11 protein-coding genes are annotated in these 14723 nt (G+C 70.7%); 2 read left to right on the top strand and 9 right to left on the bottom strand.

Translation table 11 applies throughout. The features are described from left to right. From ACGF4F_RS29615 to ACGF4F_RS29590, 6 genes are all read right to left on the bottom strand, one after another. A complete protein-coding gene (locus ACGF4F_RS29615) occupies positions 1–1137 on the bottom strand; it encodes a mandelate racemase/muconate lactonizing enzyme family protein (RefSeq protein ID WP_393082389.1) in 1137 nt (378 codons plus the stop codon). Beyond that, positions 1124–2026 carry an SMP-30/gluconolactonase/LRE family protein gene (locus ACGF4F_RS29610; protein WP_393082386.1) on the bottom strand — a complete coding sequence of 301 codons (903 nt, stop codon included), beginning with the start codon at positions 2024–2026 and terminating at the stop codon, positions 1124–1126. Before ACGF4F_RS29610 ends, ACGF4F_RS29615 begins: the two co-directional genes overlap by 14 nt. Next, entirely contained in the window at positions 2010–2828 is an 819-nt protein-coding gene (locus tag ACGF4F_RS29605) for a carbohydrate ABC transporter permease (protein ID WP_387280487.1), read from the bottom strand. Before ACGF4F_RS29605 ends, ACGF4F_RS29610 begins: the two co-directional genes overlap by 17 nt. Further along, positions 2828–3814 carry a carbohydrate ABC transporter permease gene (locus ACGF4F_RS29600; RefSeq protein ID WP_393082383.1) on the bottom strand — a complete coding sequence of 329 codons (987 nt, stop codon included), beginning with the start codon at positions 3812–3814 and terminating at the stop codon, positions 2828–2830. Before ACGF4F_RS29600 ends, ACGF4F_RS29605 begins: the two co-directional genes overlap by 1 nt. Further along, positions 3811–5289 (bottom strand): ABC transporter substrate-binding protein, encoded by a 1479-nt coding sequence (locus ACGF4F_RS29595; protein WP_393082380.1) that lies wholly within the window; start codon positions 5287–5289, stop codon positions 3811–3813. Before ACGF4F_RS29595 ends, ACGF4F_RS29600 begins: the two co-directional genes overlap by 4 nt. A 194-nt stretch (positions 5290–5483) precedes the next feature. After that, entirely contained in the window at positions 5484–6455 is a 972-nt protein-coding gene (locus tag ACGF4F_RS29590) for an acetylxylan esterase (RefSeq protein ID WP_393082377.1), read from the bottom strand. A gap of 59 nt (positions 6456–6514) precedes the next feature. Here ACGF4F_RS29590 and ACGF4F_RS29585 point away from each other — a divergent pair, with 59 nt between their 5' ends. Both ACGF4F_RS29585 and ACGF4F_RS29580 read left to right on the top strand, forming a co-directional pair. Continuing rightward, positions 6515–11206 carry an NEW3 domain-containing protein gene (locus tag ACGF4F_RS29585; RefSeq protein ID WP_393082374.1) on the top strand — a complete coding sequence of 1564 codons (4692 nt, stop codon included), beginning with the start codon at positions 6515–6517 and terminating at the stop codon, positions 11204–11206. 125 nt (positions 11207–11331) lie between these two features. Beyond that, positions 11332–12156 carry an IclR family transcriptional regulator gene (locus ACGF4F_RS29580; RefSeq protein ID WP_393082370.1) on the top strand — a complete coding sequence of 275 codons (825 nt, stop codon included), beginning with the start codon at positions 11332–11334 and terminating at the stop codon, positions 12154–12156. 24 nt (positions 12157–12180) lie between these two features. Here the strand turns inward: ACGF4F_RS29580 and ACGF4F_RS29575 are convergent, their stop codons facing one another. Genes ACGF4F_RS29575 through ACGF4F_RS29565 form a run of 3 tightly spaced genes read right to left on the bottom strand, consistent with a single transcriptional unit; the run spans position 12181 to position 14722 of the window. Beyond that, positions 12181–12798 carry a YesL family protein gene (locus tag ACGF4F_RS29575; protein WP_393082367.1) on the bottom strand — a complete coding sequence of 206 codons (618 nt, stop codon included), beginning with the start codon at positions 12796–12798 and terminating at the stop codon, positions 12181–12183. Further along, positions 12795–13586: an SDR family NAD(P)-dependent oxidoreductase gene (locus tag ACGF4F_RS29570; protein WP_393082364.1), complete on the bottom strand. Its 792-nt coding sequence runs from the start codon at positions 13584–13586 to the stop codon at positions 12795–12797. Before ACGF4F_RS29570 ends, ACGF4F_RS29575 begins: the two co-directional genes overlap by 4 nt. Continuing rightward, complete coding sequence (locus ACGF4F_RS29565; protein WP_393082361.1) at positions 13583–14722, bottom strand: mandelate racemase/muconate lactonizing enzyme family protein; 1140 nt, start codon at positions 14720–14722, stop codon at positions 13583–13585. The genes ACGF4F_RS29570 and ACGF4F_RS29565 overlap by 4 nt, the downstream gene beginning before the upstream one ends. Position 14723 lies beyond the last annotated feature (1 nt).

Raw genomic sequence — 14723 nt, 5'->3', positions numbered from 1 at the left:
TCACCAATTCGTGAAGGAGCCGTCGGGCCGCTGCAGTTGCGGCAACGGCGCCGGGCCGCGTGGCAGCGCCCGCCGTGCGGCGGCGAGGTCGAGCTCGACGCCGAGTCCGGGTCGCTCGGCCGGGGTGATCCGCCCGGCCGCCAGCCGAGGTAGGGCGGTGAACACCTCCGACGGTGGGAACGCCGGCCGGGGCTGCTCCTGCACGGAGACGTTGGGCAGGGCGAGGTTCAGGTGCGCCGATGCCGCGGCGGTGACCGGGCCGAGCGGGCTGTGGGTGGCCAGGTTGATGTGGTGGACCTCAGCCATGGCCGCGATCTTGCGGGCCTCGGTCAAGCCGGTGTTGGCCACGTCCACCCGGGCGTGGTCGATGAGTTCGCCCTCGATCAGCGGCCGGAACTCCCACTTCGTGCCCAGTTGCTCCCCTGCCGCCAGCGGGACGGTCGTCCGCTGGCGCAGCATCCGGTAGCCGTCGAGGTGCTCGCTGCGCAGCGGATCCTCGACGAAGTATGGGCGCAGCGGCTCCAGCTCCCGGCACAGGGTCACCGCCTCGGCGGGGTCGAAGCGGGTGTGCACGTCGAGCAGCAACTCCACGTCGTGACCGAGCGCGGACCGCAGCCGCTGCATTACCGCGACGGTGTGGCGCAGCGCGGCTCGCTGGTCGTACTCGCCGTCGGCTCCCGGGCTGTTCGCCGGGACGCGCAGGTATCGCCACCCGGCCTCGACGTGCCGCTCGCACTCCGCCACCATCGCCTCGGGATCGCGGCTCGTCACGTGCACGTAGCACTCGACGTGGTCGCGGGAGGCGCCACCGAGCAGCTGGTACAGCGGGACGCCGAGGGTCTTGCCGCGGAGGTCCCAGAGCGCCACGTCGATGGCGGCCAGCACGGAACACAGGACGCCGGTCGTGGGGAAGAATCCTGAGCGGAACAGCACCTGCCACAGGTGCTCGATCCGGCTCGGGTCCGCGCCGACGAGCAGTTCGGCGAGGTCGTCGACCGCGCCGCGCACGGTGCGCCAGTGAGCCCGCATGCCGACCTCGCCGACGCCGTACTCGCCGGAGTCGGTGCTGACCAGCACGAGGAGCATGACGTTGGCGCCGTCGGGCACGAACAGCGGTTCCACGTTAGTGATCTTCATGGTCTCCGTCCCAGGTGTGCGCCGGGGCCGCGCTGACGCCGACCTCGGCGGCGAAGATCCGGCCGCTGTCCGGCGCCGCCCGACGGGCCGCATGGTCCAGCCCGATCCAGGCCGAGGTGATGACGAGAACGCCCTCGATCAGGCAGGTGGCGGTGGGCCGCGGCACCGGCAGGTCCACCCGCGCGAGCGGCGTGCCGTCCGGGGCGAAGCGGTGCACGCTCCAGCCGTCCCACATTGCGATCCACAGGCAGCCCTCGGCGTCGACGCACAACCCGTCGGGCGTGGCGTCGGTGAACTCGGCGAGGACACGTTCCTCGGTGGCTGTGCCGGCTGCGGGGTCGTACCGGTAGGCGGTAAGCCGTTGGCGACGGCTGTCGACGTGGTACATGGTCTCGCCCGTCGGGTCGAACCCGAGCCCGTTGGCGCAGCCAACCCCGGTGAGCACGGTTGCCACCGAGCCGTCCGGCTCCAGCCGGTAGAGTCCCCCGGTCCACGGCGGGGCGTCGCCGGTGACCTGGCTGCCGGCCAGGAACCGGCCGTACGGGTCGGCGATGCCGTCGTTCATCACTGTGCCGGGCGCCGCGACCTCGTCGGCCAGGGGCCGCACCGCGCCGGCGGTCGAGACGTGCCGGAAGCCCCGCCCGGCTGCCACCACCCAGCCGCCGCCGGACGCCGCGACCGGTGCCACAGACCCGGCGGCCGCCCCGATGCTGTACGCGGCCAGCACCTCGATCCGGTGGCCGGCGAGCCGCCCGCGCAGCAGCTGGCCGGCCCGGATGTTCACCCACAGCAGTTCGCCGGTACGTGGGTCCAGCCGGGGCCCCTCGCCGAGTTCGTAGCGGCCGGTGGAGACCGGTCGGGCGGCGAACGTTTCAGGACTTGACCGCACCGGCGATTCCCTCGACAAAGGTGCGCTGCAGGAACAGGAAGATGGCGATGATCGGCAGCAGGCTGATCGTCGCGGCCGCCGCCAGCCCACCCCAGTCGGTGGCCTCCTGGCCGAAGAAGCTGTACATGCCCACGCCGAGCGTGCGCAGTTCCGGCCGGCCGAGGGTGAACACCAGGGGGATGAAGAATGCGTTCCACGCGGCCATGAAGTTGAACAGCGCGACGGTGCCGACGACCGGCTTGGCCAGGGGCAGCATGATCCGGAAGAAGATGCGAGGGTAGCTTGCGCCGTCGATGCGGGCCGCGTCTTCCAGTTCCTGCGGCATGCCGGCGAAGTATCCCATGAACAGCAGGATCGGCACGACGTGCGCCGGGCCCGCGGTGGCCAGCACCGCACCGAGTAGACCGGTGTTGAGCCCCAGGCCGTCGACCAGTTTGAAGATCGGAATGATCGTGTAGCCGTGCGGGATGAACATCGTGGTGATGAGCAGCCCGACGATGACCTTCTTGCCGGGCAGGTTGCCCCGGCCGAGCGCGTACCCGGCTGTCGCGGAGACCAGTAGGACGATGATCACCGTGGTGACCGAGAAGACCACGGTGTTGGACAGGTACGCCCCGAAGTGGGCGGTGTCCCAGGCCCGGACGAAGTTGTCGAACGTCCACTCGTCGGGCAGCACGGACAGCCCGCCGAGGAAGACCTCCCGCTCGGACTTGAACGCCGTGGAGACCATCCAGACGAACGGGTAGATCCACACTAGACAGAGCGGGACCAGCAGCAGGTGCCATGGGTTCAGGCGGCGCATCAGCGGCTCCCCTTCAGGTATTGCCGGCGCAGCAGCGGCCCCTGCAGCGCCGTCATCACCAGGGTGATGACCCCGAAGACCACCCCGGCCGCGCAGGCGAAGCCGTACCGTGGCGCATTGAGGTAGGGATCGAAGGCGTACCGGTAGATGTAGGTGGCGACCACGTCGGTGGCGTGGTTGGGTCCGCCCTCGGTCATCGCTTGCACCAGGTCGAAGGGGTTCATGCTCTTCTGGAAGGTGAGCAGCAGGATCACCACGCCGATCGGGGCGATGACCGGCAGCGTGACGTGCCGCAGCGTCTGCCGCCCGTTCGCCCCGTCGATCTTCGCCGCCTCGTACAGGTCATCGGGAACCGTCTGCAGCGCGGCCAGCCAGTAGACCAGCGTGATTCCGAAACCCTTCCACACGTCGACGGCCATCACCGTGGGCAGGGCGTAGGACTCGGAGAGGAAGGTGATCGGCGAGTCGACGAGCCCGACGGAGGTCAGCAGGTCGTTGACGAAACCGCCGGCGGGGTCGAGCATGATCGCGAAGACAATGCCGATCACGGCGGTGGTGGTGACCACGGGCAGGAAGAGCAGGAGCCGGTAGAGGTTGCGCCCGCACAGCCGCCTGCTGTTGAGCAGGATCGCGGCGAGCAGGGCCAGCGGCATCTCGACGCAGATCGCGACGAGGGAGAACAGGAACGAGTTGCCGAACGCGTGCCAGAACGGCCGGCTCTGCAGCACCTCGGCGAAGTTGCTGAAGCCGACCCAATCTGTCGCCGGCCCCACGCCGTCCCAGTCGAAGAACGAGTACCACCAGCTGGCGACCATCGGCCACAGCGTGAACGCCACGAACAGCAGCAGCATCGGGGCGAGGAATACGTAGTGCCAGGCGTATCGGCGCAGCCGGCCGGGCCGTCGCCGCCGAGCGGCCGCGACGCGCCGGGGTGGCGCGGCCGGCTCGGCCGCGCCGCCCGGGACGAGGGTAGGCGTGCTGGTCACTTCTGGCCCGGGGTGTACGGCTCGAGTGGGTTCCAGGTCGGGAAGGTGAGATCGGCGCGGGAGGCCGTGATCCCCTTCCCGGACAGCGCCTTGATCTGCTCGTCGATGAACGCGTCAAGCTTGGCGTTGAGCTGCGTGGCCGGCCCGGCGAAGGGCTGGTTGCGCAGGATCGACTGCTGTGCGGTGTCTGCCCACTTGAGGTCCTGCTTGCCGGTGATGGCGTTCCACAGCTCCTTGCCGCCGGCGCTGGCCAGGATCGGGTTGGGCCCGCGGCGGAGGGCCTCGGCGGCCACGTCGATGATCGCCTTCTGGTCCGGGTTGGCGGCGGCCTTGTCCTGCCAGGCGCTCTCCAGGGCGGTGAGCGTGCCGAACTTCTCGTAGTAGGCGAGGTGGAAATCCTTCGACGCTAGGAAGTCCATCACCTTCCACGCCTGGTCGGGGTGTTTCGACTGGGCGGACATGGACCACAGTGGGCTGAAGTTGCTCCGCTGACCGGAGTATCCGGTCCGACCACTGGCCGGCACCGGGATCGGCACGATCGACATGTCGATCTTCGCGTTCAGCTTGCGGACCTCGTTGACCTGGAACGGAGACGCCGGGTACATGGCGAGTTGCTCCTTGGCGAACGCCGTGTAGATGCGGGCGGTGTCCGTCCAGGTCTCCCAGCCGGGCATCATCACCTTGCCCGCGTGCAGCCGCCGCAGCAGTTCAACTGCCCGGCCGAGCGATGGATCGGTCACGGCCGCCTTGCCGGTGCGCAGGTCCACCCCCAACTCGGCGATCGACCACGCCCCGGCGGTGGGCTGGAACATCTTGATCACGTCGCCCTGGTTCCACATAGCGGCGAACCCGAAAACCTTGCCGCCGCCGGCCTGCGTGATCTTTGTGGCGGACTGCTCCAGCTCCTCCCACGTCTTCGGCACGGCGGCTATCCCGTGCTGCTTCAGGATCGCGTTGTTGACCAGCAGCATCCGGACCGACGACCATTTCCCCCACACCAGGGGCAGGGTGTAGAGCTTGCCGTCGCGGTGCAGGCCGGAGGTGGCCGGGTCGAGCGAGCCGGCCGGGAAGCGGGAGGTGAACTCGTCGGTGACGTACTGGTCCAGCGACGCCGTCCACCCGCGCTCGAACATCCGGTCGAAGCCGTTGTCCTGTGCGCGGAACACGTCCGGCGGGTTGCCCTGCTGGAACATCAGCTCGACGGCGTTGAGCTGCTGCAAGGACGGGTTTTCGATGATCTCGATCTTGATGCCCGGGTTCTTCTGCTCGAACAGGTCGAACTGTTGCCGGTAGAACTGCGAGGCGCCGGAGGGGTCCGGGGTGAGGGCGACCTTGATCGTCGCCTTGTCGCCGCTGGATTTCTCGCTGCCGCCGATGAGGTTGCAGGCGGAGGACAGGCCGCCCACCGCGGTCGCCGCCGCTCCCGCACCCACCAATCGCAGTAGCGACCGACGGGACAAGTCCACGTTGTTCATGCTCTGCTCCTAGTTCGGTCTGCGGCCGGCAACCGGTCGGCCGACGAAGAAGAAGGTCAGGTTTCGAGAATGTCAATGAGTTGTCGAGGACTGTAGCTCCGGCGACCATCTTGTGCAATGGCCATCCGCAATGTGGGTAGCGTACGCACGGCGGCACGCCGCACGGGCCTCGGCGCGGGGCCCGGACCCCCTCGTCAACCGGCCAGCGCCTTGGCCACGAACCGGATCTGGTCGGCCTTCTGGACGTCCCCGCCGCCCTCGTGCCCGTTGTACGGCCATACCCGGATGTCCTTGGACCCGGCGTAGTGGTTGTATGCCGCGAACACCGTCGAGGGCGGGCAGGTCGCGTCCATGAGCCCCACGGAGAACAGGGCCGGCGCCGTGGCATGGGCGGCGAAGTTGACCCCGTCGAAGTAGCGCAGCGTCGCGAAGACGTCCTCCACCTGGCTGCGATGGGTGGCGCAGTAGGTGGTCAGTTCCGCGTACGGCGCCGCGCCGGTGATCTCGGTGGCCCGGCGGTAGTGGCAAAGGAAGGGCACGTCGGCGACGACGGCCGCCAACCCGTCGACCAGACCCGCCGCCGCCAGGGCGATACCGCCACCCTGGCTGCCGCCGCACACCACCACCCGATCCGGGTCGACACGGGGATGCGCGCGGACCGTCTCGACGGCCCGAACCGCGTCGGTGAAGACGCGCCGGTAGAAGTACGTGTCCCGGTCGGTGATGCCGCGGGTCAAGAACCCGGCGGTGGCCGGTCCCCCGGCCGGCGCGGGATCCGACGTGTCGCCCGCCAACGATCCGTTGCTGCCCTGGCCCCGCGTGTCCATGACCAGGTGGGCATAGCCGGCCGCGCTCCAGGACAGCCAGTGGTGCGGGAGGCTGCGGCCGCCGCCGTACCCGATGAACTCGACGACGCAGGGCAGCGCGTCCCCGATGCCGCGCGGAGTCAGAAACCAGCCGCGGACCGGATGGCCCCCGAAGCCGGCGAACGTCACGTCGGACACGTCCACCGTGACCAATCCGCTGTCGTACGGCTCGAACCGCGCCGGGAACGCCTGAGCACGGGCCTCCGCGACCGTTCGGCGCCAGAACTCACGGAAGTCGGCCGGTTCATCCCGGTCGGGCCGATAAGTCCGCAGCCGATCGAGCGGCCAATCGACGAACATGCGTATGCCTCCCATGGATTCTCTTGACATCGTCCGACTTCACATTAACTATCTGCAATATGGATGTGAAGCCCACCACTTCGTGGCAACATCACCTCAAACTCACCCTCGTCTTGATCCTCGCGGTCGCCCTGCTGCCTGCCCCCGCCACGGCGGCACCGCCCCGGGTCGCGAGCGACCAGGCCCCGTTCGCCGCGCCGCTGCGCACACTCGACAAGCCCGACCTCCGGATCGAGCAGGTCGCGACCATCGAAGGCACCCACCACCGGATGACCTTCCACCGTGCCACCTGGACCGGCGGCCAGACCTACCTGCGTGACATCGCCGTCCGTACGCCCGGGGGCTGGTTACCGGTCACCGACCACGAGCGGCGGTTCGACGAGCAGTGGCTGGTGCTCAGCGGCACCGGCGGCACCCCGAGCGACTACTACAGCTCGATGAACCCGGGCTGGGTCGGCTTCACCGGCCTGCGCCGCGTCAACGAGCGCACCGTGGAGTTGAGCACCGCCGCGGCGGGAGGGTACGAGCTGACCGTGCGCTGGTCGGTCGCCGGCGACAACCCTGAGGCGTCGTGGACGCTGACCGCCCGCCGCGCCGACGACTTCGTCGTCGGCTACCAGGCGCTGGACATCACCGCGTTCGACGACGTCGACGAGGTGCTGTGCGGCAGCCGCCAGCACGCCCGGGTCGTCTACGGCGCCGAGTCGCTCGGCGCCTGGGAACTGATGACACCCGCCTGCCTGCTGGAACGCACCGTCGCCGGGCGGCAGGTCACGGCCGGCGTGTACGCCCCGGCCGAGGTGATCCCGTTCGAGCACCAGCGCGAGGTCGGCCCGGACGGCCAGCCGTTCGGGATGAGCCTGCGCAACGAGGCCGGCAACGTGCAGCCGGTGGTCTTCGCACCACAGGTCGGCCGGAAGTCGCCGCTTGCAGCCGGGCAGCGGCATGCGTTCACCTTCGGCGTCTACGCCCGCCCCGGCACCATGTACGAGGCGTACACGGCCCTCACCCGCGACGAGTACGACTACACGGACTACCGGCACAACGTCTACGACACCTCCCTCACCGAGACGGTGCACAACCTGGTCGACCTGACGATGCAGGACTCGACGGCCGACGACAGCGAGACCTACCAGAAGTCCTTGTCGGGCTGGTGGGACCGCGCGAAGAGCTTCGTGGACACCGAGAACGACCGGGCGGTACGGACGGCCACCAGCGGCGTGCTGCTCGGTGCCTACTACCTGACCGGCAACCGCGACCTGTATGACAAGCGCGCCCGCCCACTGCTGGAGTACCAGGTGTCGCGCAACGGGATCGGCTGGACCCCGATCAAGGAGAACCCGGTGTACGGCAACACCGACTCCTGGCGCATCGGCAGCGTCTCCGGTGACGCCTCCACCCTGGTGCCGCTCTACCAGCAGACCCGGGGCCAGGTCGCCGGCCTGCACGAATTGGCCCTCAAGGCGATCGAGGAACGCCCGCGCAAGGACAACCGCACCCCGGTCAGCACCCCCCTGGCCGCCTGGCGACTAACCGGCAACCCGGCATACCTGGCGGAGGCGAAGGCCGAGGCGGACCGATACATCACCGCCCAGATCGACCCTCCGTACACCACCAACACCGGCGAGAACGAATTCCAGTTCAACCACTCCAAGGGCTGGTTGGAGTTGCTCGAGCTGTACGAGGAGACCGGCGAGGCGCGCTACCTGAACGCCGCCTACACCGAGGCAAAACGGTTCGTCACCCAGACCATGGTGCGCCCCGTGCCCGACAACGACATCACCGTCAACGCCACGGGCTGGATCGACGCGCAGGTGGACCGCTGGAACGGCGGGGTGACCTACGACTACCCGCTCAAGGACGTACCGGCCCAGACCGTACCGGCCTGGATGGTCTCCACCAACGGCATGACCTTCGAGCAGTTGAGCACCTACAAGGTGCCGGCGGGCCGGACGAAGACGGGCGGCGGTCTGGTGATGAACCCGATCTGGGCGCCGTTCCTGCTGCGGCTGGCCGGGCACACCGGCGACAAGCTGCTCGCCGACATCGCACACAACATGGTGGTCGGCAGGTTCACCAACTATCCCGGCTACTACTACCGCGAGTCCACCGCCTGGCAGATGCGCCCGGACTTCCCACTGACCGGCCCTGCCGGACTGACCTCCATCTACTACCACCACATCCCGGCCCAGCTCGGGCTGGCGATGGACTACCTGCTGTCCGAGCAGAACTACCGGTCGGGCGGGCGGATCAGCTTCCCGGCCGCCTTCGAGACCAACTACGTCTATTTCAAGTACCACGTCTACGGGCACCAGCCCGGTGCGTTCTACGGCGAGAACGGCGTCTGGCCATACCTACCCAAGGGCATCGTCAAGGTCGCCGACCCGCAGCTGAACTGGGTGACCGGGCACGGCAACAACAGCCTGTACGTAAGCCTGACCAGCGAGGCCGACGGCCCGTCGAACAGCGTGGTGCGATTCGACCCGCAGGTCAGCGGGGTGCGGCCGGACCGGGCGTACCGGGTCGAGGTGATCCGGGACAACGGATCCCGCGAGGTCAGAACGATGCGGGGGGCAGCGCTCCCGGTGACCGTCTCGGGCAAGGGAATCACCGCGCTGGTCGTCCGCGACGTGCAGGTACCGGGCGTCGGGCACCAGGTTGGCGGCCAGCTGGCCGACGCCGGGCCGGACAGCCACCACCTCGACGACGCCAGCCCGATCGGCGTCGCCCGCGGCATGCTGCTGACCCGCCCGGACCGCACCGGGTACGACGCCTACATCCAGGCGGCCACCGAGGCGCCGGCGACCCTGCACTGGTCGACCGACGGCGGCGAGACCTGGCACGAACAGTCCGACCGGATCTACCCGAACGAGTGGACGATCCCGGTCGAGGACCTCGACACGCCGTTCACCTACCGGATCAGCACCGACGCCGCGCAGACCGGCGACGCCACGCTGCGCCTGCCGATGACGGTCACCGGCCGCTGCCCAGCCGGCCGGCCGGTGTGCGGCGTGGTGGCGCCCGACTCACCGGACACCACATCCGGCGACACGGTGGGTCTCACCGTGACCGTGCGCAACGACGGCTCGGCTGCCGTCGCCGATCCGACCGTCGTACTGGGCCTGCCCGATGGCTGGTCGGCCCGGCCGGTGGGGAGGGCGCCGTCGGGCGTGCCGGCCGGCGGCACCGCGACCTGGCGGTACGAGGTGACCGTCGGGGCCGACGCCGCCGGCACCGTGTCGCTCGGCGGGACGATGCGCTGGAGCGGCGGCGACGCGGCGCTCTCCGCAAGGCGGCTCATCGTGCGCCCACCAACGAAGCTGAGCGCGCTCGTCGCGTCGCCGGCAGAACTCGCCGCCCCGGGTGACGCGGCCACGGTCACCGCGAGCGTGCTCAATACCGGCCCGGCCACCGCGCGGGGCACGCTGAGCGTGACGCCGCCGGCTGGTTGGACGATCACGCCGTCCAGCGTGCCGTACGAGGTGGCCGGCCGTGCCGAGCGGGCGTACACCTTCACCCTCACCTCGCCGGCCGGGGCGGCGCGCGACCAGACGTACCGCTTCACCGCAGCCCCGGACGGCGCCACGCCGACCACGGCGACGGTACGGATCGCCAGCGAAGACATCGTCGTCGACATCCACGACTTCCGGCCGCGGTACACCGAGACGGGCGAGTGGTTGCCCAGCACCCTGGCAGGGCTCAACGGCAGCCAGTCGCGCTACAGCGCCGAGGGGAAGCTCGGCGCCACCGCGACCTGGCGACCGAACCTAACGGCCGGGTGGTACGAGGTGGCGGTCTGGTATCCGTCCAACACGGCCACCACCACAGAGGCCGACTACCTAGTGAAGCACCGCGACGGCGAGTCGACCGTACGGGTTAACCAGCAGCAGGACGCGCGCACCTGGCGAGTGCTCGGCACGTACCCCTTCGCGGCGGGACAGGACGGGTTCGTCCGGCTGGTCGTCGACGACCCGGCCATCCACCGGGTCAACGCCGTCCGGTTCCGGCCGGTCGACCCGGCCACCGTGCGGCCGCGGATCAGCGGGCTGTCGGCGGCGCCGGTGCCCGAACCGGGCGGGAGTACCACCGTCACCGCGACCCTCACCGCGCAGACCGTGGTGGGCGCGACCGGCTGCGCCGCGCTCGGTCTGCCGGCGGGTTGGACTGCCACGCCGGCGAGCGTGCCCGTCAACCTCGCCCCGGGCGCCACGCAGAGCGTGACGTTCACGGTGGCGGCGCCGCCGAACGCTGCGGCCGGCGCCCTGCACGAGGTGGCGCTGCACGCGGTCGGGTCGAGTGACCGGATCGCGGTGCCCGTGGGGACTCCCGACCCGGCTCGGGAGGTGATCATTGACGACGGCCAGGCCGGCTACAGCGAGCAGGGCGGCTGGGCCGGGAGCACGCTCAAGGGTTACGCCAACAGCACCACGCGCTTCGCCAACGGCGGCTCCGGTGCCGAGGCGACCTGGCGGCCGACCCTGGCGGCCGGGCGGTACCGGGTCAGCGTCTGGTATCCGACCAACTCGACCACAACGACGGCGGCCACGTACCTGGTCACGCACGGCGCAGGCATGGACAAGCTGATCGTCGACCAGACAGCGGACGCCGGACAGTGGCGGATGCTCGGCGTCTGGCAACTCGACCCGGCCACCGCGGCGGTACGCCTCTCCGCACAGCAGGTCGGCCACCACCGGGCCGACGCCGTGCGGTTCGAACCGGTCGTGGCGGCCACCGCACCGCCCGGGTGCTGAACCACCGGTGGGGGCTGCCGCCGGCGGCCCCCACCGGCGGCAGCCGTCACGTGCGCGCCGCGGGCCCCCGGGCCGACGCTCGATGTATGATCCGTAATCTGGATTACTCTCCTACGTTTCGAAGGATGACAACGATGCCACGGTCCACCACCGTTCGCGAGGTCGGCGGCGGCACACAGAGCGTCGAACGCGCGCTGTCGCTGCTACGCGCCTTCACCGAGGAGCACCCCGAGCGGCGGGTCTCCGAGTTGGTCCAGCTCACCGGGCTGGGCCAGTCGACGGTCTCGCGCCTGGTCGGCACGCTGGAGGCGCTGGGCTACGTCACCCATGACGCCCGCAGCGGCCTCTACCGGATCGGCCCGACGGTGGTGGGCCTGGCGGGCATCGCCCTCAACCAGTCACCGATCCACCGCCAGTCCCGGCAGATCGCCCAGGACCTGGCCAGTGAACTCGGCCTCGGCGCCAACGTCGCCGAACGGCACGGCGCCGAGTTGTTCTACCTGTGCAACTTCGAGGGGCGACTCGCTCCCCGCTCCTTCACCCTGGTCGGGCGGAGCGGCCCACTGCACGCCACCGCGATGGGCAAGGCCCTGCTGTCCGACCTGACCGCAGACGAGATCGAGTCGCTGCTCGGCGCCCGGTACCCGGTGTACACCCCGAAGACCATCGCCGACCTCGACGGGTTGCTCGCCGCCCTCGCCGACGGCCGCAGCCGCGGCTACACCACCGAACTGGAGGAACTCGCCTTCGGGCGGGCCTGCCTCGCCGCGCCGGTGCGCGACCGCTCCGGGCGGGTGGTGGCGGCCCTGTCCGTATCCGGCCCGCTGTCCGCGCTGGACCTGCCCCACCGCCAGGACGAACTGGCCCTCAAGGTCATCGAGCACGCCGACCAGATCTCCACCGGGCTCGGCTACCACGCCTCCGCAACCCCGCTGTCCGCGACGGTCTGACCGCCGGTGACCGGTCCCGACCGGTCACCGGACCGGACCGGTCAGCGACCCGAAGACCCGCAGCGCCACCCGCATGACAACCACCGCTGGCACGCTGGGCAGGAAGAACGGGATGGCCGCCGGCACCACGAACACCATCACCGCGACCGGCACGACCACCCCCACCGCGAGGCCGACGGTCCAGAGGGGAGCCCGCCAGGCCGCCAGCACGGCGACCCGCCAGGCGGCCACGGCCGGCAACTCGAAGTGCGCGAGCACCGCCGGCAGATAGCCCAGCACCACGAGATAGGCCACGCCCAGTACGGCCACCGCGGCGACGACCGGTGTACCGCGAGCCGCCAGCAGATAGAACAGGAACACCCACAGGGTCAACAGCGGCAGCCCCAACCGTACCTGGGACCGGGCGAACTCCGCCCGCCAGCACCGCCAGAAGTCGTGCCACGGTCGCGGCGGGCGGCCGAGCAGGTAGTCACGCAGCACCGCGAACAGCGCGACAGTGGACGGCGCGATGCCGGCGACCACCCCGCCGGCAAGCACGCCGGCCAGCCAGAGCAGGTTCAACCCGGCCAGCCGGACCGGCCAGTCGAGCAGCCGGTAGAGCCGGCCGAACCGGCCACCGATCTCCACCTGCGGACCGCTCACCCGGCGATGACCTCCCCCAGCTGCCCCGGCGAGCCGGCATCGACCGCCCCCTCGTCGACCGGCGGCCGCAGACCAGCCAAACGGCGTCGCAGGTCGGCGCGAGCGAACGCCGACGGGGAGGCGACCGACAGACCCCCGTCGACCGGCAGCACGACCCCGGTGATCCCGCTGGCCGCGTCGGAGGCGAGAAAGTAGACCGCCTCGGCGACCTCCGCCGGACGCAGCGTACGTCCGATCGGGTAACCCGCGGCCGCGTCCGGCAACGTCTCCCCGCCGACCAGGCCGGGCGCCACCGCGTTGACCCGTACCCCGCGCGCGGCGTAGTCCAGCGAGACCTGGCGCACCAGCGCCTCCACCGCGCCCTTGGCCGCCGCGTACGCGGCCACCCACGGCGCCGCCAGGAAGGCGTTCACCGAGGAGAGCGCGACCACCGCTCCCCCGGACGGCAGCAGCGGCAACGCCGTGCGCAACGGAAAGAACAAAGTGTCCAGGCAGCCGGCCAGCGCCGCCCGCCACTGCTCGTCGGTGGTGTCATGGGCCGCCGCGATCGGCATCGCCCCAGCCGCCGCGACCAGTACGTCCAGTCCGCCCAGCCGCTGTCTGGCCGTGTCAACCGCCGCGCGGGCACCCTCGGCGGTGCCGCAGTCCCCGGTCAGGTCGGCCACGAGGCTCGGCTCGCCGGCCGGTTCCAGGCCGTAGCCGACGACCCGGTCGCCGGCCGCCGCGAACCGGACGGCGGTCGCCCGACCGATCGGCGTCGAGGCACCGATCAGCAACACCCGCCTCATCGTTGCCGCCAGGTGCAGTAGCGGTCCACCGCGTCGACGTCCACCGACACCCCGAGCCCCGGCCCCACGGGCAGCGGGATGGCGGTCGGTGTCACCTCGATCGGCACGGTGAGAATGTGGTTCACCGTGTCGAACAGGGTGGGATGCCACTCGAAGGCGACCAGGTTGGCGCAGGCCGCCGCGACGTGCAGCCCGGCGGCGAGCGCCAGCCCGAGCCCGGCCGAGTGGTGCGGCGCGACCCCCAGATGGTGTGTCTCGGCGTACTGTGCGATGGCCAGCCCCTCGGTGACACCGGTCCGGCCGATGTCCGGTTGCAGCAGGCCCACCGCCCGGGCCGCGACGAACGGCTGGAACTCCCAGCGGTGCCGCAGGCTCTCCCCCAGGGCCACCGGCAGGTCCACCCGCCCAGCCAGATCCGCGTGCCCGGCCACATCCTCGAAGGCCATCGGCATCTCCAGGAACCAGGCGTCGCGTTCGGCCAGGCCGCGGCCCAACTGCACCGCGTCGGCAAACCCGTAGACACCGTGCACATCCACCGCGATCCGCAGGTCCGGATGCACCTCGCGCAAGGCCGACACGGTGGCCAGGTCGACGCCCACCCCATACCCGAGCCCCACCTTGACCTGCCGCACGCCGCGCCCAACCCAGTCTCGGGCCTGAGCGACCCGTTCGCCGTCGGCTCCGCCGGGCAGCCCGGAGAGGTAGGTGGGCACCTCGCGGTGGAAGGCGCCACCGAGCAGGTCGACGACCGGCAGACCGGCGAGCTTGCCGGCGAGATCCCACAGTGCGATGTCCACCGCCGCGATCGCGTCGGCCTGGTGGCCGCCCAGGTGCCCCCGCTCGCGCATCAGCTCGCCGAGTTGGTGGCGCAGCGGACGGACCCGACGTGGGTCGGCGCCGAGCAGCACCGGGGCCAACAGCCGGCGGACGATCTCGGCCGGAACCTCCGGGGCCACCGGCGCCAAGGCCTCGCCCCAGCCGGCCGTGCCGTCATCCGCGGTGAGCCGCACGACGAGCGTCTCCCGATGGTTGCCGTAGATGCTCGGCCAGGGTGGCCTGGTGGTGTATGCGCGCGGTGCCTGGTCCGGGCTGGGCAGCGCGAGCGGGAAGACGTCCACGCCGACGATCTTCGTCATG

The organism is Micromonospora sp. NPDC047740, assembly GCF_043204735.1.
Taxonomy (GTDB): domain Bacteria; phylum Actinomycetota; class Actinomycetes; order Mycobacteriales; family Micromonosporaceae; genus Micromonospora.
Note: the sequence above shows the minus strand (reverse complement) of the source record. Positions and strands in the feature narration are given on the sequence as shown.